Source organism: Njordella aestuarii, from assembly GCF_056494165.1.
Genome location: NZ_CM151397.1, coordinates 1,431,541 through 1,452,436 on the forward strand (window position 1 = coordinate 1,431,541; position 20,896 = coordinate 1,452,436).

Here is a 20,896-nt window from a genome sequence, read left to right on the forward strand (position 1 = left end):
CTTATGGTTTATTGTATCGTTGATCAAGTGTCGTGAAGTCGTACCGCTTCGCTCATAAAACGCAATCGAACTTCCCAGCCTTCGAGCAGGATGCGCGAATCGATGTAGCTGAGAAAGCGAAATACAGCCACATAGGTGCTGACGATAAACAAATTGAACGGGACCGCAATAAAGCTAAAATACCAGTTCCAAGCCCTTCCGAGCATCACTAGCTGAAAAACCCAGATTTCCGACAACGTGAGAACGGCGAAACCGAGAAAGGCAATAATTGCGATTGCGCAGAAACGCCCAATATTTTCGGCTGTCAGCGGACGATGCAGAACCCGCATTCGATGTTTTAGTAGATTCCCCAGCGTTTTCTCTGCGCCGGAACCTTGGAGTGCAGAACGTTCCAGCGCGAGCACCTCGGTGGCGAACGGTCGAATCGCTCGGAGGAACAAAGCGAAACCTAACACAGAAAAGCCCAAAACGAATACTTCCCAAAATGGATAATAGTCGTACTGGATGCCGACTAGAAATGTAATGACAGGAGCTACCAAAGCCATTCTTGTAAAACCTAATACCCAAATCTTCGTGGGTAGGCCTCGCAGGCAGCTCTGCAGCACTTCCCGAACGGACGGTTCGGTCCGAAACATTCGTTGCCCAATGTAGTAGCAAAGCGGCATTGAGGCTGCGGGAGCCTGTAACACCACAAGCGCCGACAGATGGAAGATAAAACGAGTGTGTAGGCTTGATTCATCAGCGAGGAAAAATGAATTGCTGTCGGCCACCGTCATGGAGGCCATCGGAAATAGCACCGCCAGGTCGAGGACGATCCACGGCAACCAACCGATCAACGACCAATAAATCAGCCGTATAAAATCATTCCGCAGGACCACGATTGCCAGATCGACAAGTTCCAACAGGCCACGCGAGCGTACTACTACCAGCGTATTATCAAGCTGCATCGGGAACCTCTTCCATCAACGGATTGAGAGTTCCTAGTACAACAAAATAGACCATCATCAACGTAGAACTCATTACGGCCCAGAATGCTTTGAAGGTGTACGGCAGCGACGTGGGAGAGATGCAGCCCTCGGTGAACGCGGCGAGCATGAACAGCACGACAGCCGACAAGATGATTGGGACCGCCATGTGGGCCGCTTTCTGGATCGAATGGAAACGTTTTAAGCCGTTTGTTACGAAAAATCCTACGCCGATCCGAAGTCCCGCTGCGGCCGACAGAACGATGGCGGTCAATTCAAAAGGACCGTGGGCCAACGTGAATTCAAAAAAGTTTTCACCTCCCAGAGAATCTTCGCGGGCCATGTAACCAAAGGATGCTCCAAGTACGACCGCATTGTAAACCAAGTCGACCAAGCACGGTAGGATCAGGATCCCTTCACCAAAGCAGCGCAGGCCAATCGACGTGTTGTGTTGTATGTAGAACGCCGACATCATCAAGTAAGTTCCTTGATTGCCCTTGAGTTCATCGCTGAAGCTTATTTCGAGCTGTTGAATTTGATCTTCACCCAAGACGGAGTTTGCAAATTTTGGGAACATCTCTTCCGAGGATGCCGCTAATGCCGAAATGATGAACAGGCCGAAAAACAGGAAGCTTGAAATTTGTACGCAGACGTCATTCAAAATTCGCTGCGGCGCATAGGTGAAGATGTTGTGGAAAAAGCGATTGGTTGTGAATTTACCCGTACCATAGAACTGGTTGTGACATCGGCCCACCAGATTGTGCAGATAGCGGGCCGTGGTCGAAGGAAGCCTGTGTTCGTCTACCATCGCCAGGTCACTGCAGGCACTGCGATAATCTTGCGAAAACTGAGCCGCTTCGGGCGCCGTAAGCCGATTGTTGCTGGACTTGGACTTGGATTTTTCAAGAAGAGTTTCCAGGCGAAGCCAATTCTCACGTCGCTTCTTGAGGTAATCGCCGATTCTCATTAGTTCTTTTTCGCTTTGCTAAATTCTTGATAGTCAGAGTTGCTCAAGTTATGCGACGGTTTCCAAGTCGAAATGCTGGTCGTCTCTCAAGTAGAACTCTCGGTAATGCAATGCACAAACTATCGAATCGTTGTTAACATCTTTCGGAAGTTCGTATCGTTCACGCAACGGGGAAGTAATGATCGAGCATAATTCTTCACGATGGCTGGGAGTCAAGAAACCGCGGCGTTCAATATACAATGAGATCGACTGTACCAAGGACGCTTTGAGTACAAAATCTGGTGGAAGTTGCAACGCAATCGACTCAATGCGTTGATCGCGTATCTCTTGATGGCGATGAGCATACTCGGGTTCTTCGACGATGACGATCGTGTTGGCTGCTATGTCGCCCAGACGTTGGAAGCGAGAGTTTAGAGTCATGCATATCGCAGAGAAAAGAAACAACGGGATGGGAATCGCTTCAATATCACTGTCGCTGACGGGCAACATCATAATTGGTAACACATCCGCTATCCTGAGGAAGTTGCGAACAATCACCGCGACAGTTGTCAGAGGTCGTCCATCAGCCATCACAGCGCGGATGCCAACCAGCCGCTTACCTGGAGTACGGCCGTTCCACATAATTTCAAAGAAAATACCGTACAACCATGAGAGCGCAAACATGCTCAGTATCGCCAGCACGGTGAACATCACCTCGCTGAACGGCAGATACGCGCTGATGCCCGAACAGGCAAACGCGACAATCATCGCCACAAAGAACACAACTCGCAGAACTACGTCAATCAGAAACGCCGGAAAACGACGAGTGAAACCAGCCAGCTTGTACTCAAATTGTACATGTTCGGGCGTCGTAACCGTCGTCGTTAAATCGAGTTCGTTCGCTTTGCGATTCTGAGCCATAGTACGAAAAAGAGCTTATGCTATCAGTTCATCAAGCTTTTGGACTAACGAATCGAAGTGTTTTAGCGCAACATCGACTGGCTCAGGAGTCGTCATGTCGACGCCAGCAGCTCGCAGCAAGTCGAGCGGATCTTTGGAGCAACCCGATTTGAGGAAGCGAAGATATTCGTCCAGTTCTGATTTGCCACCTTCAAGCACGCGCCGCGATAACGCGATGGCAGCTGATAATCCCGTCGCATATTTATAGACATAAAACGCCCTATAGAAATGCGGAATGCGGAAACACTCTAACTCCAACTGGGAATCGACCACGAAATCGGGGCCAAAATAGGCGTCGAGCAATTCACGGTAAGTTGCTTTGAAAGTCGCGACCGTAAGTGGTTCGCCAGCTTCGGCCATCGCGTGAATCTTCTTCTCGAATTCTGCAAACATCGTCTGGCGAATGATCGTCGCCCGAATGCTGTCGACTTCGTGATTGATCAGCGACGCAAGTTCTTCGTCGCTCTTGGCTCGCTTCATCAATTCGACGGCAAGCAGTTGCTCGTTGAAAGTACTTGCAACTTCAGCGACGAAGATCGTGTAGTTATAGTACTGGTACGGCTGGTTTGCTGCCGAATAGTGACTGTGCATTGAATGTCCCGCTTCATGAGTCAACGTAAATACGTCGTTCAAGACAGTCGGTTTGTAGTTCATCAAAATGTAGGGATCGCCTTCAAAGCTACCGCAACTGAAAGCGCCGCTTTGTTTACCTTTGTTGGGATAGCGATCACACCAGCGACCGTTTAAACCCGATTTCAAGGTGTTTGTATACTCACTTCCTAGCGGTTGCAAGGAATCAATCACCACGCTGACCGCTTCATCCCAAGTGTGCGTTGCTTGATGATTCGATAGAATTGGAACGTATGTGTCGTAATGATGAATGTCATCCAGTTTCATCTTGCGACGTCGAAGGTCAAAATACCGGTGAACGGCCGGCAGATGCTTTCGAACAGCGGCAATCAAATTGTCGTATACGCTGGTCGGTACGTTGTCGGGAAAAAGTGCGCTTTCGAGAGCCGAGTTATAGTTGCGTGCTTTGGCGTAGTAAACGTCCGTATGCACGCTACCGGCAAGAGTTGCCGCTAACGTATTTTCGTGATCTGCAAACTCGCGATAGTACTGCACGAATGCACTCTGGCGCACTTCGCGCGATGGCGAGAGCAAGAACGAAGTGAAGCTTGCATTGGTCAGTTCAACCTCTTCGCCCTTTTCATTTTTGACACTGCCAAACTTTAGGTCTGCGTCGTTCAGTTGTCGGAATGTCTGGCTCGCCGTGTGAGCCATCTCGCTTTGCATTGCCAGCAACTGCTCTTCGCGCGAAGACAGCGTATGCTTTCGGTAGCGAGCAATCCGTTCCAAAATCAAGCGGTAGTCCGCAAGAATTGGATCTTGAACGAACGCTTGCATTTTCTCTTCGTCAATGGCCAACAGTGCGGGGCGAATGTAGCTGGCTGCCTGCGAGCATTTGCTTGCCAAAGATTGAAAACGAGCCTGGAACCCTTGGTAATGACTGTTGCTTTGGTCTTCCGTCGTTTTCAGAAAGGCGTAAATGCCAAGCTTTTCCGCTAATCGATCCATTTCGGTATCGAATACGAAGCAGTCCAAAATCGATTGAGCTGACGAGCCGATCGTCGATTTGAAATTCTCGTATCCAGCAATTTTGCCAGCGTAGATATTCAGGTCATCCTCCCAAGCCTGATCGCTCGAGTAGAGACTTGCCAAATCCCAAGTGTCTTGCGGATTAACGTCCGCGCGTTCCAATAGCTTGCTCATACTTCCTTAATTGCCGATGCTCGAAACACTTTCAAAGTCCGTAGGTATATGTTATACCGAGAATTACCTCAATGTGCGTAAGCAGACAGTTTATCTGTTCCAAGTAGTCTTTGGTCTTGTCTCAACCTCCTCGAAAAACGATTGCGTCACTTACGTTTGGCTGATTGAGCGGTTTGAAATCTGCTGCTGTGTTACAAGCGATGCACTGGAATATGTTCGATTGCGGTGCAGCAAGGCTTTTTCGGCCTTCCTTATTCTTTTAGTTTTCCCAAGGCAAGTTAACTATGACACGACGCGCGAGTAACGTTCTGGGCACCCCTCTTGAATCGTGCTGCACCGACCCCATAACTGGTTTTTACCGTGACGGTTACTGCAATACGGGAGCGGAAGATATCGGGATGCATCTGGTTTGCGCCGTGATGACCGATGAATTTTTGAAGTTCTCGAAGGCTCGCGGAAACGACCTTAGCACTCCAGCACCGGCGTATATGTTTCCCGGGTTGAACGACGGCGATTGTTGGTGCCTCTGTGTGTTACGCTGGAAGGAAGCGTTTGAGGCGGGCTGTGCACCGAAAGTGAAACTTCGGGCAACTCATATATCCGCCCTTGAATTTGTCGAACTTGACGACCTCAAAAGCCACGCCTCGGAAGATATTTCGAGCTAAGGATCCGCAAGAGGAAAAGTTACCCTCATTAATTTTAGCGAGAGTTGGTTCGAACTCCGTTTTTTTAGAAAACTCACACCAATCCTGTCGCGCTAATGTGGCAGTTAGTCGTTCTGTGAGGCATGATTGCCGCAAATCAAAGTCAAATTACGTTGGCGTGGGGAGCTATTGGCGTTGAGGGTATGCTTTCTAAGTTCGCGTCGTCAGATTATAACGTATCGCCATTTGGTCAACGTTCGGAACTTCCAGAACGGTGCACTAGTCCTTAATCTTGCGGAACGGCGAACGCCGTAGCCATGTTAAAGCTCGCAGGTTCACTCAATCGATATCCTGCTCGCGTAACGAGCATCGGGTTCGCACTCATGATCGTGATCGGCGCGGCATTGCTGTGCACGCCCATGGCGAGCTCCAAGCCAGATGCTCGGCTAACTCTTCTCGATTCGATCTTTATGTCGACCAGTGCCGTGTGTGTTACTGGTTTGTCGGTGCGTTCGCTGGCGCATGACTTCAGTTTTCTCGGGCAGCTCATCATGCTCATGCTGATTCAGATCGGCGGCTTGGGCATCATGACGCTGACAACATTCGTGCTGTTAGCCAGTGGTAATCGAGGCGGCTTGCGGCATCATTTGGTTATTACTTCGACCATTGCGGGAAATTCGAAAACGGATCTGAAGATCGTTCTGAAGCGAGTCCTTTACTTAACCGCCATTTCGGAAGCGACGGGATTTGTGATTCTGGCGATACGTTTTCTTTTCGAATTTCCGATAGGCAAAGCTCTGTGGAACGCGATGTTCCTTTCGGTCTCGTCCTTCTGCAACGCCGGTTTTGCGCTTCAGGATGAATCGCTAATTCCATTTCGCGACGATCCATTTGTTATGGTACCCATAAGTTGTTTGATCATCATCGGTGGTATTGGTTATCCGGTCCTGTTTGATGTCGGAGCGAGCTTTCGTCGTTCAGGGCGTATCACATGGGATGACCTGCACTTACATTCGAAAATGGTATTGCTCACGACCGCTGGACTGCTCGTGTTTGGGGCCGCGGCCATATTCTTGCTCGAGCTTGGCAACCCGTCCTTCCAGCAACACTCGATGTTTAGCCGTTTCATGATGGCAGGCTTCCAGAGTATTACTTGTCGTACAGCCGGTTTTAATTCAGTCGATTTAACGTTGCTTGGAAACGCAACGTTGATTGTTATGATGATCCTCATGTTGATAGGCGGCGCGCCATGTTCTACGGCCGGCGGTATGAAGGTGACAACGTTTATGATGTTGCTGATCCACGCTTACAGCCGCTTCCGTGGCCGCGCGAATGTAACTATCTTTCGGCGTACAATTCCTCAGTTGGCCATTGATCGAGCTACCGCGACGACGATGATCTTCATCAGCTTGGGAGTGATTGCAAGCGTTACGCTTTTATCTTTGGAGCAAATTGGACATACCAAAGAGACGCAGCGGTTTCAGTTTTTGCAAATTGTTTTCGAGGTTGCATCGTCGCTGTGCACGGTAGGCCTGAGCATCAATCAAACAAGTGAACTCTCTGGCGCAAGTAAGTTTGTGATCGTTATTTTAATGTTCGTCGGTAGGCTAGGACCTATCTCGTTCTTTTCGGCATTAGCCCGTTCAAATACGAAACCGGGCATTCAGTATGCCGCCGAGGAACCCATTACAGGTTAAAGATTATGGCTGAAAATAGACGTTTTGTTGTGATCGGATTGGGAACCTTCGGAGCAGCGCTTGCCAAAAAATTGAAGGAAAACGGTCTGCGCGTCACGGGCATCGATTTTGAAACGGCTAAGGTTGAAGCGTGCCAAGAGTTTCTTTTTGAAGCGGTCATTGGCGACGCTACTGATCGCGACACGCTGGCTTCCTTGTTTCTAGATCGGGCGGAATCGGTGCTGATTTCGATGGGCGAAGACATCACTCGCTCGCTGCTGGCAACCTTACACGCAAAAGAGCTAGGGGCGAAACGAATTATCGTGAAAGGTGTGTCGCGCGAGCATGGTAAGTTGCTCAAGAGCCTCGGCGTCGAACGCGTGGTCTTTCCGGAAATCGAAATCGCTCAACAGCTTGCGGATAGATTGACGTGGCCGAGTATCATCGATTTCTTACCGATCGATTCTGACTACAGCTTCGTTGAAATAGCAATGCCCGAGAGTTTGATGGGCAAATTGCTGATGGAGTCTGATCTCCGCCGCCGATTCGGCTTGTGGGTCGTCGGTGTGAAGGACATCATGACTGGCAAGCTGGTCATGTTTCCCGACGGTGAATTTCGCTTTGCTGAAGATCAAATGCTGCTGGTCGTTGGAAAAGACAAAGACCTCAAGAAGTTCCGCGAAGTTCTTGCATAAGGGGACGATATTTCTCTTGGCCAGAAAGAGCCGCACTCGCATCATTAGTCTTTAAGTTTGCGAGAGTGTTGCTGCAGTGCTATCTCTACAGATACTCGAACAAAAACTTGGTCGCGCAATTCGACGACCAGTTGTTCTAATGCAACGCGATTAAGGCGAAGAAATACGCGAGAGTCAGTCGAAGTCAAAAGCAGTCCATGTAAAGCTACAGATATTTCAACGGTGAGCAGTTGTATTACATGCTGAACATAAACACTGGCCAAGCGTGGTGTAATAACTCAGAGCAAACGAAGTTGCCGCGTTTCAGTAAAGAGGAAGTCCGAGCCGTTGAATGGGAGTTTCCCCTCCCGCTTCTTGAACAAAGTGATGGGCTGGAAGAACACGTGAGCGTTGAAGCCGAGTGAGTGACTTTCTCATTGAGGCAGCCGCTGAGCTCATGCTCCGTATCACAGATAGACGCAGTTGTGCCACAACAGTGCTGGTAGTGGCGGCATCAACCGTTCGTTGTTGCGCTTGAGTCCGCCTGAAGGCGGTACTACGAACGAGTATGTCACTGATAACTAGCGCGGTCAGTTGACGTTGCTGGTGACAATTCCGTAGGTGACGTAAATTGCGTAGACGATTAACATCACGATGCCCTCGAGACGTGATACCAGTCTGCCCGTCAGAAAGATCGGGTAGCAAACGGCTGTCACGACTAACATCAAAGGGATATCTAGCTTCAAGAATTGGTCGGCGACAGGGATGACTTGCGGTGCAACGGTACATGAAATGCCAAGTACGGCTAGCAGATTGAACAGATTGCTACCGACGACGTTACCGATTGCTAACTCCCTTTCGCCTCGATATGCCGCTACACAGCTCGTCACAATCTCGGGCATGGAAGTTCCAACGGCGACGACCGTCAGTCCGATGATCGCTGGCGACACGCCTAGGTTCGTAGCGAGAGAGACTGCACCGCTGACGAGCCAATCGGAGCCGAACACCAGCATCGCTAGACCAGCGATACAGCCGACGATCGCTAACGGAATGTTCGATTTTTGAGGCTCATCAACAGCGATCTGCAGCGTCGGAAGTTCGTTGTCGCCAGACAGATTCGTCGTGTCGGGTTCACCGTTTCGAATTTGCTTGCGAGCGATATACAATTGAAGGCAGATGTAACCGGCCAATAGCAGTACTAAAACGATTCCATCATATCGTTGGTACGCGCGATCAAACGCCAGCAACCACGACAGTCCTGAGACAGCGATCAGAATCGGCATATCGATTCTTAACAATTGAGGTGAGACCGCTAGCGGAGCGACAGTGGCTGACAAGCCAAGGACCAGCAGGAAGTTGGCAATATTGCTGCCGAATACGTTACCAAGCCCAACGCTGGCCTCGCCGGCATATGCCGCTTTTATGCTGACTGCTAATTCTGGTGCGCTTGTTCCAAAGGCAACAACGGTCAGCCCCACAATTAATGCAGGTACTCCGAGTGCAAACGCTAGTTGGGATGAACCGCGAACTAACCACTCGGCTCCCAAAATCAGTAAAAATAGGCCTAAAAGGATTTCAAACGCAATTTGCATGGGAGCGTATTCAACGAAGCCAAGAAAAAGGTGATTCTAGCGCGAGCAAACTTAATTGCCATGTTAGTGGATTGAGTGCGGTTGAACGAGACTAGGTCCAAATAACAGCTTTTCTATGTGATCACGCATTTGCTCGACTTGTTAAGTATCGAACGTCAGCAATAAGTCCAACTTGGCACTTTGATTGCTCAATAACTCCCGAAAGCGATGCTTGTGCTTGGCCTGCTCCGCACAAGCTGACTGCCAAACTCGCCCAAACGGTAGCACTGAATTGCAAAACGATCGAATTACGCGGGCGTTTCCCAACCGGACAACCACTTAGGAATGTACGAAATATGAGTCACAACGCAAAAACTGAAGAGCGTGAGAACGCGATCACGCTGAACGATATTATTGACGATTTCTCGACCGCCATGCTGGTCACTCAAACACCAGACGACCAATTGCGGGCTCGACCAATGCAGATTGCCTCAAACGAAGGTACGGATTTGTGGTTTGTCACAGGCCGGACGTCTGGAAAGATTGATGAACTGGTCGAGCATCCATCGGTCTGTGTGACTATGCAAAGCAAGTCGAAGTATGCCTCGCTGACCGGACGAATGGGAGTAAGCGAAGATCGGAAATTAATCGACGAACTGTGGCAGGAGAACTGGAAAGTCTGGTTTCCGAAAGGCAAAGACGATCCGGACATCGTACTGCTGCGTTTTGAAAGTGCCGAAGGCGAGTTTTGGGATAACAGCGGCACAAAGGGGTTGGGGATGATGATTGAATTCGGGAAAGCTTATTGGAGTGGTCGACGCCCCGACGTCTCCGATGCAAGCCATGCAAAGGTCGATCTCGACTAATTTTCGCCCCGTGATAACTCTTCGGTAGATACTCCTACCGTCCTCGTTCATTCGATTACGGGCTCTAGTTTGAAGGCGTTGTCTTCAACGAGCCGGGATGCCGGAACGCAGACGGTAGTGCATTCGGCCTAAAAGGTTGGTAAATTATTTTCATGCGTGCGTCTTCAATGACTATCATGTAGTTGGCAACGCGTACCAACCTTATCACAGTCTCGCACGGACATGCCGGCGTCTTCAGTACAACGAGGATTTCAATCTACCCGCTGGAGCATCGTCCGCACCGCGCAGTCGTCGGACGGTGACACCAAGAAGGCCTTGCAAGAGCTATGTCAGCAGTACTGGGCTCCGGTTTATGCATATGTTCGGAGACGCGGTTATCAAGCGAACGACGCTGCGGATTTGACGCAAGATTTGTTCACCAACCTGCTCGCTCGGGAAGGTCTGGCGAGCGTAGACGAAGACAAAGGGCGGTTCCGATGCTTTCTACTAGCCGCCGCCAAGAACCTGCTAGCAGAATATCAGCGTAGTAAGCATGCTCAAAAGCGCGGCGGTGCATTCACTCATATTTCGATCGATGGAACATCAGTCGAGTCGCTGTTGGCAAGGGAAGCTGCTTGTGAACAAACACCGGAACAAGCGTTTGATCAAGGCTGGGCCAAACAATTGATTGCCGACACGTTGCGGCAACTGGACGAGCTTAATCAGTGTCCGGAGCGAACAGAATATTATCAGCGGTTGCGAAATTTCATTGCTAACCCTGCAGACGATCTCAGCTACGCGAACATTGCTCTCGAATTGAACGTCGCAGAGTCGGCGCTACGCGTGCAAGTTCATCGCTTACGCAAAAAGTTTCGCGAACTCTTGCGAAGAAATGTCGCCGATACCCTGGCGGATCCTAGCGAAATCGATGAAGAACTGAGGTACCTGCTGCACTGCTTAACGGTGCACTGAACCGCTAGATTCGCACAAGCCTCACGCCTCTGATATGTCGAATTAGCTCAAATTCCTTCGTCAAATCTCACCGTTGCGACTTTTTCGCGCAAAATTTTTTGATCTTCTGTAACGCTTGCTTATGAACTGCATAGAACTCGGTAGACTATCGCACTCTTCAACAGGTTCTTGAGTATGACTACCGATGAAAACTCGAACGCTCCGTCACCTCGTCAATGTCGCTCTTGTTCCAAGTTGCTGGGGGACGATGAACCAACGGACATATGCGCTGCATGTCTCTTGAAAATTGGCTTCGAAAGTGATGTCGGATCAGAACAGACATCGGAAACCAATCCTACCAGCGTGGACGATTTCCAGGAGCCGGAGGAATCGATCGAGCAGATTCAAACGTTGTTCGCCGAACTCGAGATTTTGGAAGTCATCGGTCGCGGAGGCATGGGCGTTGTCTACAAAGCAAGACAAAAACATCTTGATCGCTTCGTTGCTTTAAAGCTCTTACGAAGCAAATTTGGTTCGGATCCCACTTTTGCGGAACGGTTCACACGTGAAGCGCGTGCGCTCGCCAAGCTTGCACATCCTAACATTATTGGTGTGCATGATTTCGGCCAGGTCGCCGACCGCCCCTATCTTTTGATGGAGTATGTCGACGGCGTTACATTGCGAGAGATGATCGAAAGCAAAACGCTGACCCCTGAGAAGGCGCTGGCGATGGTCCCTGCGATTTGCGACGCTCTTCAGTTCGCTCACGAAGCAGGAATTGTGCATCGAGATATCAAGCCCGAGAATATTCTGATCGATCGACGCGGCCGCGTGCGAATTGCGGACTTCGGTTTAGCTCGGCTGATACTCCGCAGTCCGCAAGACTGGACACTCACGGGTACGCGTCAAGTTGTCGGCACGCCGCACTACATGGCACCTGAGCAATTGAAGAGCTCGCCGACGATTGACCATCGCGCGGATATCTATTCATTAGGTGTAGTCTTGTACGAAATGCTCACGGGAAATCTTCCGTTAGGTCGCTTTGAATTGCCAAGTCATCGGCTCAAAGTCGATGTTCGGCTCGACGACGTAGTTCTTCGAACGCTTCAGCAGGAGCCAGAACGGCGTTACCAGCATGCAAGTGAAATCCAAACCGAAATTGAAAGTCTGGTTGGCTGTAGCGTTCGCAAGGCTCATGTCCAACCAGTTTATCACGTTGCCGGACGTGGAATTGCAATTGCTTGGGCGGCGGCCGCTGTGATAGACGCCTTTTTTGCCTTAGTGTTTCTCCATAGGTGCCTGTTTGACAACCCGCGAACCGAAGATGTATGGGCGCTCTTGTTTCATGGTTTAGCAGCCTTGCTATTAAGCTATGGAGCTTGGAATTACCTTACACGAAACTCACTCCGATGGGTGGTCGCCGCTGTCGTCACAGGGCTCGTTCCAGTCCATTATGGATTCCTCGTCGCAAGCTTGGCTTCGCTGTTTGCCATTTATCGGCTGGTAAAACGTAACGAACGATATTCGTTTGCTGCCGATAGTTCACGACCAACGATGTCAGACTTAAGTCATAAGACATCGGAAGTAGCGAGCGTGGTTCAATCTGTTGCGAACCAAGTCGCCAAGAAATCATGGCTCTTTAGCTCGGTTCAACTCAAGCGATTGAAGCGAATCAATTTACGCTGGATTTACCAAAGTACACTTGGGTGTATCGCCTGGCTGTGTGGGCTCGTTTTGGCAACGGCCGTGCTATTCTTCGGATATTCGATCGACACGTTTCCGACACAGACTCGATTGACGGAACATGTCGATGCTACGTTTAAAGACAATGCACGCTTTGGTCTGAATTTGAGTGCCACGCGAAATTCGAATACTCGAGGCTTTCGCACGCCGGACTTGGTGTCGACCGAGGATAACCATTTTGGCATCTTGGTTTACGACCGAGAAATCCAAGCTGGCGAGGTGTTTAGCTATTCAAGCCAAGCTTTAACTAACCATTATGGCCAAGCGTTAATCTGTTCACCACAAATCGAGCTCTATCGTAAACGTGGCGGCGATTGGCAGTTTAGGACGTCAAAACCAAGTGTAATGGACATTCATATGCGCCCCGACCTACGTTTGCAGTATTCCGTGGCAGCACGTAGTCGATCGCTGGCGAATACTTCGGTTTTGGACGTTGCGTACTACGAGAACGTGTATTCGCCAATAAGCAGCGCTGACGAATTGGCCGATATCTTCGCGAATGCTGGTCTGGAGCCAGAGTTAAGCACGCGTGCTGCGATAGCTCTCATGGATGCTGCGGAAGACTGGTCGCAAGATGTAAATAGCGGCCTCCATTTTCAGAACGCGACTACGTCGTTTAGCAAAAGCCTTTCCAAAGATCTCTTCCGCACGACAGAGAACTATCGCAGGTCCGTCGTCGCGCCGCAATTTTGGGCTGTCGCTGTTTACGGGGTCGTACTTATCAGCTTAGCGATTTTGGGTTTCATCATCATCGTGTGGTATGCACGTCATCGCGCAAAAAGTTCTGCGCGGCGTAGCGAAGTTGCCCAGCCAAGTCTCGCGACGGTCGAAACATAAGTTCTTTCAGTCGTTCGTGCAAATTGCTACGATCGCCGATCCATATAGCCTCGATGCATATGCTACTGTTTAACGTTGATGGTTTAAGATCAGCCCTAGAACTTCCGCGCGGCTTGATTCGTTGTCGCGGAAGACTCCTCGCATTGCGCTTGTTACACACAAGCTGCCCGGCTTTCGAATCCCGCGAATCGTCATGCAAGAGTGAGTGGCCTGAATGACAACCGCCACACCACGTGCTGACAATTCACTTTCTACTAAGTTTGCGATTGTTTCTGTCATTCGTTCTTGAACTTGCGGTCGACGAGCCACTTCGTCAACGACTCGCCCCAGTTTGCTTAGCCCTACAACTTGTCCGTCTGGCAGATAGCCAATATGAGCGCGACCTGTGAACGGCAGCAAGTGATGCTCGCACATGCTGCAGAATTCGATATCGCGCACCAGGACAACTTCATCATAAGGCTCCTTAAAGACCCGCTTCAAATGTTTGGCGGGATCGCTTCGTAGCCCAGAGAAGACCTCGGCATACATGCGTGCAACGCGAGCAGGAGTTTCGAGCAAGCCTTCACGATCCGGATCTTCACCGACGGCGATCAGGATTTCTCGGACGGCTTTCTCGATACGATCATGGTCTACGGGCGTGCTGATAGCACCGTTATCCGATGAACGACTCTTCCGTTGTGCTACAATCTTATTTGTTGATTTGGAAATTGGACTATCCTAACTTTCTAGTTCACGAGACACAGCGGTCTTCGTTCGCGACCCGCCCAACACAGCCGTCGACGTCCGGCATTCAAATTGAGCCTTGGCCGACAATGGCTTTTAACACCCATCGCAAATGGGACATGACATTCTAAGCAAGCAGTCAAGAATCCCCAACCGCTAACGAGCGTCGTTGGCATGGGGAGCCAGAAATACAGGGTTTTTCTACGGAAATTTCGCGATTCTAGCTTTCGCCTTCCTTCAGAAACTGCATCAAACCCACTTGCGACGCGGTTACTTACCGCTGCTCGGAAATGCCGAAACGCGAGGGGCATTCGTGCGATTGAAGTGTTACCTTCACCGCGCGACGCCGCTCGCGTTTCAACTTCCCCTGTTTCTCGTTCACAGCTATTGCTGTACTAGTATGTCGCAGTTGCTCTGTAGATTGCACGCTGCGTGTTAGCTATGAACGTTTGGTTCGGGGAAGGCAGTTTATAAGTTTTGTAAATTCGCTGAGGTTCACCTATCGAATCATTTGCGGTTGCCGAACGACTCGAGGCTGAGCCGCAGTGGCTTGACGAACGTTCGAAGTGCCATCGGAAAGCCGACGCTTTGTCTGATTGGAAGCTTGCGGCGGACGCAATTCCTCGGTCGTTTCTGGTGCGACTTGAGGATCACCCAAATCGAGATCTGGTTCCACGGCTTCTGGCTCGGACTTACTCTCCGGAGCAGTCGGCGACTTGCCAAACGCTGCGGTCGTTGGACCAAGGTTGCTCAGCGACGTCAACGGCTGGACTACGTTATCGGGCGTCAAGCCAGACATCTGATCGTAGCGGCCTTGCGAAATTACACCTGGACGACTCGCTCCATTGGGAAGTGGAATTCCTGCAGCTCGTTCACGAGCATGTCCCTTCGCATCCCAGTAGGCTTTCTCGACCCATGGACCTTCAGCAAGTTCGATGTTGTTGTATTCAAGCAAGGAACCCTTGAGCAAGTGAACTTGTACCAACGATTTGTTATACTCGGATAGTGCACGATAGTATTCTTGCTGTGCCCTAGCACGACGCTCTTGAGCTCGCAGGAGGTTGTCGAGGATCTGATCCAAGTTCGTATCGCCAACCTCGAACTTATCTTGCCACGACTGAGCGTCTCTTTCGCTTGCCGCCCACTGGTTCAGCTTGATCTGCGTTTGTTCGTGATGACTCTTGAGCAGGTTGATACTTTCACTAAGTCGAAACGAAACTGCAATTTCTTTCTCACGAAGGACTTCGATTTCACGTGCAAGCTGAAGTTGGCTGCTACGGACGGTTGATAGCTGGCTGCGAGCACCAAACGCTGGCGGAATGTATTCGAGTCGCAAGGATGCTTCTTGATAATCACCGCCAAGCAATTCTTCGAACGCACTGGCTGGTCCAGATGGGAACGACGGGTTGCCACCGCTACGACGCGATAACGAATTACCTACACCTAACCAACGATAAAGAGCAGAAATGTTCACTTCAGGTAGTACTTGGTTCTTGGCAGAGATTAATTCCAGCTCCCGTTGTTTTACGACCCATTGTTGTTGACGCAAATCAACGTTGCGAGTCAAACCTTCGCCCAGAACTTCCCACCAATCAAAATCAATACGAGCTGTGGTTGGCTTGTCACTTGGACGCAGCAATCGTCCGTCGGTCGCGGCAAAACCCATCAGATAACGGAGTTCACGTTCGCGACCGAATACACCTGCATCTGCGCCTGGAATGTTTCCGCCGGACAAAGCTAATTCAAGTTGTGCTTGGAACTGATGCACCTGAGCGTTTGCTTGTGCTTCGGCAAATGCCTGGCCTTGACCAGCATCGAATTTGGCTTTGGCTACACGCCATACATCCAGCGAACTATCGCGAGCGACTTTGGACGTCTCAACGTTCCAGTAAGCAAAGTAGAGGTCCCAGTAGTTCCGTTCTACTTGAACTACTAAGTTGCGAATTCGCTCTTCGTATTGGTGAAGAGCAATGTCTTCGTTGATTCGAGCAAGAACGACAGGTATACGATTCACCATCGCACCGCGATTACGCATCAGCGGATGTTGTAACTGCACTTCGAAGATCTGCGTATAGTCTTCCGGGAATTGACGACCTGTGCCTGGGGCTGGAATATTGTTCAGTCCATACAGCGTTTGCGAGCGAACGGTGGTGACTCCGCCCGTTGCAAGGCGTTTGCTGATGGCACTTTGATATGTTACATCGTCAGCTTGAAATTGCTGTGGGTTAAATGGATTGTTAGGTCCGACGTTTCGAGCTCGGTCTGTTTGGTTGTACGATACGAAGCTCGAGTATTGAGCGTCGAATTCGGCCAGCGCGACTTCCACACCGCCCACTTGATTGGCTCGGCTGGCACCACGCGGCAGAGTTCGATTGCCGTTTTGGTCGATCGTCAACGGCTGAGTGCTCGCGCTACTTGCGGTGATGGCTGGATCCAAAGCGGTAATCAGTTGAGATGACGGGCTCGACAGAATCGATGCAGCAATATTGCCTACCTGTTCAGAACTGCCAGGAACAGCGCGGACGAGTTTGGAGTTCTTCAAAGCATACGCAATACACTCTTCCAAAGTGATGTCCATGAACTCATAGTCATGGTTATCGATCGAAAGTGGCTCGTATGTCTGCGTCGCTTCTGGCAGTGGCTCGTGTGCCAAGTCTGGATATTCGATCTCGGTCGCTCGGTCCAGATAGTGGGACAGATCGCCTTTGTCAGAAAGATAGAATGGCTGAGTCGGATGGCATCCTGTGAATAGCACAGTGCCAATTTGCAAACCAGCGATCCAGCGTACGATTGTTTTATTCATTTCCGGGGGACTCGACTTGGTGTTTCACGCTCGCCACTGTACTGCGTATCCGATCCGATTCGGATGCCAGCATTCCGCAAAACTTTTGCGGCTAGTGACTGCACCACTGCTGTGGTGACGTGCTACGACAAAGCTCTACATACCCCCCCGGGTAGACGTTTTTCGTTCAAGACCAAGCCCCCCGGCTTTTTTGGTAACTCAAAACGAACCACGCCACAGGTCTTATCGGTTAATGTTGCTGCTGACTTTGACGATTAAGCAGATTATCCGGAAGAAAGTTTGGGCCAAGTCTTACATAATGCTATCAAATCGCGAGAGTGCAGAATCTCGCCAAGCTTTGATGTCGACTAGACGTCGATGCTATTGGAAATCTGGCTACCAGGCCCTGTTTCGCTAGTAGTTGCTATTTCGACCATCGAGTCGATTAACTTGGTCAGCGAATCGACGCCCTTGGATTGCATCATCTCGCACAACTCGCCAAAGTCGGCGTCATCCTGTCGAGCATCATCCAAAAGTTGAAGGCACATGGAAATGATCGAAAGACTCGACCTCATATCATGAGCAAGCTGCCGGACTTGTCGCCTTTGTTTATCCAAGGCGGGTTTAGGCATGTCCGGTACATCGCTCATTGTTGAATATCGCTCCCAAAATGCAGTTGCCAAGTTTCCAATTCCTAGTCCTCCGTCGAACTATTAGAGGATGTCAACAAGGCAAGTTCTAAACCGTTCCCGAATAAAATTTCGAGAGGACGCACCCGACGAAACATTTCCACCGTATTAACCGCGAGATTCAGTCTGAACTAGCTTCAAAAATAACATCCGATTCTTTGTGCTAGCGGATTTCCGCAAATTCTGCGTCGTTTTGCCCGTATGCCAAGGAAGACCGCCATCGATCTTGCGACTGCACAAATTGTGTGCCACATGGACACGCGACAGAGTGCGTATTCGCCCGTTCTGTTGAGTTTCGCGGCTTTTGGAGGCGAGTCTCTAACTGAGGCCAGATTGCGGCTGGCCTCAAGTCGCACGAGTGAGACTTTTTGGCACGTTCTGGCACGGGGCCCTTCAAAAATTTACGATTTCTGAAGGATGCCCTTATCCAGGAGCTGGAATATGCCAAGTTGCATGGCGTAAATGAAAGCGAGTTTTGCCAGACAAGGGCAACTTTAGATGTCGAGCAGGTAGTTGATCAAATCAGTACTCGTAACGATGCCAACAAGTTTCTCTTCATCAACTACGGGAACCGAGTGGAAGTTCCCCTGAGCCAAGATGCGTGCTGCGTCTCGGACGGTGCTCCATGCAGGAACGGTCACTGGGTTCTTGTTCATGATGTCGATAATCTTGTACGTATGGTCAAGCATCGCATCGAGTTCCCGACCATCTTGATTGCCTAACTCTCCAAAAGAGACCCGCAGTAAGTCCGAAGAGCTTATGATGCCGACCAGTTTTTCGCCGCTCACGACCGGGATATGATGGATAGAACCTTCATCGAAGATCTTCCTAAGCTTCGAAACCGGTTCTCCTTCATGGATTGTTACCAGGTTCTTAGTCATTATTTTTGAGACAGGTTCGTTCTTCTTCACAGCAGTAACTTTCTATATTCGCTTGTTGTATTTGCCCAGTTGGATCAGAGTTCAAATCCATTAACAGAGCTATATGCAAGTGAGATACCAGTGAAAACACTGCAAATCACTGCGTTTTAGCTTCTTCGCTTTGCACACTCGTGCATTAACGCACCTAGCGGAAGTCGAAAGAGCACAGTTGGGGTACAAGCTGCGTTTTAAGCTAACCGGTTGAGTCGTACGCAGAGTTCATTTCCGCTATGCCGCGGCCTTGTTCAGATTTTGGTAAACTGCTGGATATCCCGAGATGCAATTTTGATCCATTTTGATCCATGAGATCGACGAACAAAAGTTAATATGAGGCACTTCATGATGCGGCGGCAATTGGTTATTTCAACCATTCTGACACTCTTGGCTTTTCCGGTTCCTAGTGGGACTCTGCGTGCGCAGGATGAGGTCGCAAAGCAGACAGATCAATACGAAATTGGGCCTGATTCGAAGCCGCAGGAAGGAGTTCCAAAAGGTACGCTCAGTGCATCAACCATTACGAGTACTGTCTATGAAGGGCGCGAGTTTGCCTATCAAATCTACGTCCCAGCGCAATACGATGCTTCGGCAGAAGCGTGTGTTATGGTGTTTCAGGATGGGAACAATTGGGTTCGCGAACCAGGCGCGTGGCACATGCCGGTCGTCTTTGATAACTTGATCGCCAAAGGTGAAATGCCCGTAACTATTGGAATTTTTATCGATCCCAGTTCCAGGAGAACGCGAGCTGATGAGTACGATACGATGTCAGATCGGTATGCAACGTTTGTCATCGACGAAGTTTTGCCGGAAGTCGGCAAGACATATAAACTCAGCAGCGATCCAAACAAACGCGCGATTGCAGGCTTCTCTTCAGGTGCTATCTGCGCATTCACGGTAGCTTGGGAACGGCCAGATGCATTTCGCAAAGTCGTAAGTTGCTTCGGCAGTTTCACATCGATCGGTTATCGCCCGGCAACGGACGATTCGCCGCTTCGCATTGGCGGGGACATGTATCCGACATTAATCCGCCGCAGTCCGATCAAGCCGATTAAGGTGTTTTTCCAGGATGGCTCGAACGACCTTAACAATCAGTTTGGTAGCTGGTGGCTCGCGAATCAACGCATGGTATCGGCTATCGAATGGGCGAACGCGAACGCGCGTAATCGTTCAGAAGTTCAGTATGGCTTAAAGTACGAATGGGGCGACGGCGGGCATACTGCGAATCATGGAGCGGCGATCTTTCCTGATATTCTGCGCTGGCTGTGGTCTGACGTTACGCCTGCGAAATAAATGGCCGACGGCTAAAACACACACGAAACTTTCCGTTCAAATTGTTTGACCGGAGAGGTTGGTGGGCTGGCTTTCGTCGCATTCAGAATTGCTGCGGGGCGCGAAAATCTTCATCGCCATGCGCCCGAGCCAGCCTTTGGCACGCACATCATTCCAGTCGTGGACGATTCGCCCGTTTGCATCAGCTTGTAAGGCCGAACGCCGGTCGACGTCGTAAGCAGTCAACCTTCCACCGCCAAAGCAAAACGTGTCGACACAAACCAGATGTCCAAAGTCTGCTACGTGGCCGCTGGTCTGCGGCGTATGACCAACAACAACGGTCTTGCCGCTGATGTGGGGCTTGGGGAGTGGCCAGGAAAGGTGGCACCATAGCAGCGTTTCGAGGTCTGTCTCAGAGATTGGGACATTCGCTCGATAGTTCCCATGGACAAAGATGTGTGTGTCGGTCTCAAAGAAGTTCTCGCATTGGTCAAGAAACTGAAGATGGGTAAGCGGAATCTCTTCGGGCTTAGCAAAACCGTAGCTCTCAAGTGTCGTACCGCCGCCGATCGTTTCCCACATTGCCTGATCGATAAAACCGTCGGCCCATTGCTGCATGACATAATCATGGTTGCCGCGGAGAAATACAGGAGAGCATTCGTCTTTCAGTTCGATCAGCCGATCCAGCACTCTTCGCGAATCGGGGCCACGGTCTACATAGTCGCCTAAGAATATTAGCCGGTCTTCTTTCTGTGGCTGGATTGCATCGATCAGCCCTGACAAGGCAGAATAGCAACCGTGCACGTCTCCAATCGCGATGGTTCTCACACTTTGCCCCTGTTATCCAGCGTTGGAAGAAACGGTTTCGACGATAAGTTATACGGAGCACTGCCCTACGGGTGGCGAGCCACGTTTGTTGGAGCGATAATCC

General features: G+C 50.2%; 18 protein-coding genes. 8 read left to right on the plus strand and 10 right to left on the minus strand.

All coding sequences use genetic code 11. From position 1 onward, the window contains the following. Window positions 1-23 precede the first annotated feature (23 nt). The 4 genes from SH451x_RS05510 to pepF are packed head-to-tail and all read right to left on the minus strand — an operon-like array spanning window position 24 to window position 4,644. Window positions 24-947 (minus strand): hypothetical protein, encoded by a 924-nt coding sequence (locus SH451x_RS05510; protein ID WP_479361444.1) that lies wholly within the window; start codon window positions 945-947, stop codon window positions 24-26. Beyond that, window positions 937-1,932 (minus strand): stage II sporulation protein M, encoded by a 996-nt coding sequence (locus SH451x_RS05515; RefSeq protein WP_479361445.1) that lies wholly within the window; start codon window positions 1,930-1,932, stop codon window positions 937-939. The genes SH451x_RS05510 and SH451x_RS05515 overlap by 11 nt, the downstream gene beginning before the upstream one ends. 48 nt (window positions 1,933-1,980) lie before the next feature. Next, a complete protein-coding gene (locus SH451x_RS05520) occupies window positions 1,981-2,832 on the minus strand; it encodes an RDD family protein (RefSeq protein WP_479361446.1) in 852 nt (283 codons plus the stop codon). 15 nt (window positions 2,833-2,847) lie between these two features. Continuing rightward, window positions 2,848-4,644: an oligoendopeptidase F gene (gene pepF, locus SH451x_RS05525; RefSeq protein WP_479361447.1), complete on the minus strand. Its 1,797-nt coding sequence runs from the start codon at window positions 4,642-4,644 to the stop codon at window positions 2,848-2,850. A 284-nt stretch (window positions 4,645-4,928) separates the two neighbouring features. On the opposite strand from pepF, the gene SH451x_RS05530 reads away from it, so the two are divergent. The 4 genes from SH451x_RS05530 (at window position 4,929) to SH451x_RS05545 (ending at window position 8,063) form a co-directional block, all read left to right on the plus strand. Then, on the plus strand, window positions 4,929-5,309 hold the full coding sequence (locus tag SH451x_RS05530; RefSeq protein ID WP_479361448.1) for a DUF2237 family protein: 381 nt from the start codon (window positions 4,929-4,931) through the stop codon (window positions 5,307-5,309). Window positions 5,310-5,605: 296 nt separating this feature from the next. Beyond that, window positions 5,606-6,985, plus strand: coding sequence for a TrkH family potassium uptake protein (locus SH451x_RS05535; RefSeq protein WP_479361449.1), 1,380 nt, complete (start codon window positions 5,606-5,608; stop codon window positions 6,983-6,985). 5 nt (window positions 6,986-6,990) lie between these two features. Next, complete coding sequence (locus SH451x_RS05540) at window positions 6,991-7,659, plus strand: potassium channel family protein (protein ID WP_479361450.1); 669 nt, start codon at window positions 6,991-6,993, stop codon at window positions 7,657-7,659. A gap of 239 nt (window positions 7,660-7,898) precedes the next feature. After that, entirely contained in the window at window positions 7,899-8,063 is a 165-nt protein-coding gene (locus SH451x_RS05545; RefSeq protein WP_479361451.1) for a hypothetical protein, read from the plus strand. Window positions 8,064-8,228: 165 nt separating this feature from the next. Here SH451x_RS05545 and SH451x_RS05550 read toward each other — a convergent pair whose 3' ends face one another. Then, window positions 8,229-9,230, minus strand: coding sequence for a calcium/sodium antiporter (locus tag SH451x_RS05550; protein ID WP_479361452.1), 1,002 nt, complete (start codon window positions 9,228-9,230; stop codon window positions 8,229-8,231). Window positions 9,231-9,565: 335 nt separating this feature from the next. On the opposite strand from SH451x_RS05550, the gene SH451x_RS05555 reads away from it, so the two are divergent. From SH451x_RS05555 to SH451x_RS05565, 3 genes are all read left to right on the plus strand, one after another. Then, entirely contained in the window at window positions 9,566-10,075 is a 510-nt protein-coding gene (locus tag SH451x_RS05555; protein WP_479361453.1) for a pyridoxamine 5'-phosphate oxidase family protein, read from the plus strand. Between the two features lie 222 nt (window positions 10,076-10,297). Then, complete coding sequence (locus tag SH451x_RS05560) at window positions 10,298-11,026, plus strand: RNA polymerase sigma factor (RefSeq protein ID WP_479361454.1); 729 nt, start codon at window positions 10,298-10,300, stop codon at window positions 11,024-11,026. Between the two features lie 174 nt (window positions 11,027-11,200). Continuing rightward, complete coding sequence (locus SH451x_RS05565; RefSeq protein WP_479361455.1) at window positions 11,201-13,585, plus strand: serine/threonine-protein kinase; 2,385 nt, start codon at window positions 11,201-11,203, stop codon at window positions 13,583-13,585. A 69-nt stretch (window positions 13,586-13,654) separates the two neighbouring features. Here the strand turns inward: SH451x_RS05565 and folE are convergent, their stop codons facing one another. The 4 genes from folE to SH451x_RS05585 all read right to left on the minus strand — a co-directional run bounded on the left by folE (window position 13,655) and on the right by SH451x_RS05585 (window position 18,660). Continuing rightward, window positions 13,655-14,272, minus strand: a complete 618-nt coding sequence (gene folE, locus SH451x_RS05570) for a GTP cyclohydrolase I FolE (RefSeq protein ID WP_479362885.1) — start codon at window positions 14,270-14,272, stop codon at window positions 13,655-13,657. Between the two features lie 535 nt (window positions 14,273-14,807). Continuing rightward, a complete protein-coding gene (locus SH451x_RS05575; protein ID WP_479361456.1) occupies window positions 14,808-17,111 on the minus strand; it encodes a TolC family protein in 2,304 nt (767 codons plus the stop codon). Between the two features lie 347 nt (window positions 17,112-17,458). Then, window positions 17,459-17,773, minus strand: a complete 315-nt coding sequence (locus SH451x_RS05580) for a histidine kinase (RefSeq protein ID WP_479361457.1) — start codon at window positions 17,771-17,773, stop codon at window positions 17,459-17,461. A gap of 500 nt (window positions 17,774-18,273) precedes the next feature. Continuing rightward, window positions 18,274-18,660, minus strand: a complete 387-nt coding sequence (locus SH451x_RS05585; protein ID WP_479361458.1) for a CBS domain-containing protein — start codon at window positions 18,658-18,660, stop codon at window positions 18,274-18,276. A 378-nt stretch (window positions 18,661-19,038) separates the two neighbouring features. Here SH451x_RS05585 and SH451x_RS05590 point away from each other — a divergent pair, with 378 nt between their 5' ends. After that, entirely contained in the window at window positions 19,039-19,986 is a 948-nt protein-coding gene (locus SH451x_RS05590) for an alpha/beta hydrolase (protein WP_479361459.1), read from the plus strand. A gap of 36 nt (window positions 19,987-20,022) precedes the next feature. Here the strand turns inward: SH451x_RS05590 and SH451x_RS05595 are convergent, their stop codons facing one another. After that, a complete protein-coding gene (locus tag SH451x_RS05595) occupies window positions 20,023-20,793 on the minus strand; it encodes a metallophosphoesterase family protein (RefSeq protein WP_479361460.1) in 771 nt (256 codons plus the stop codon). Window positions 20,794-20,896: the final 103 nt, after the last annotated feature.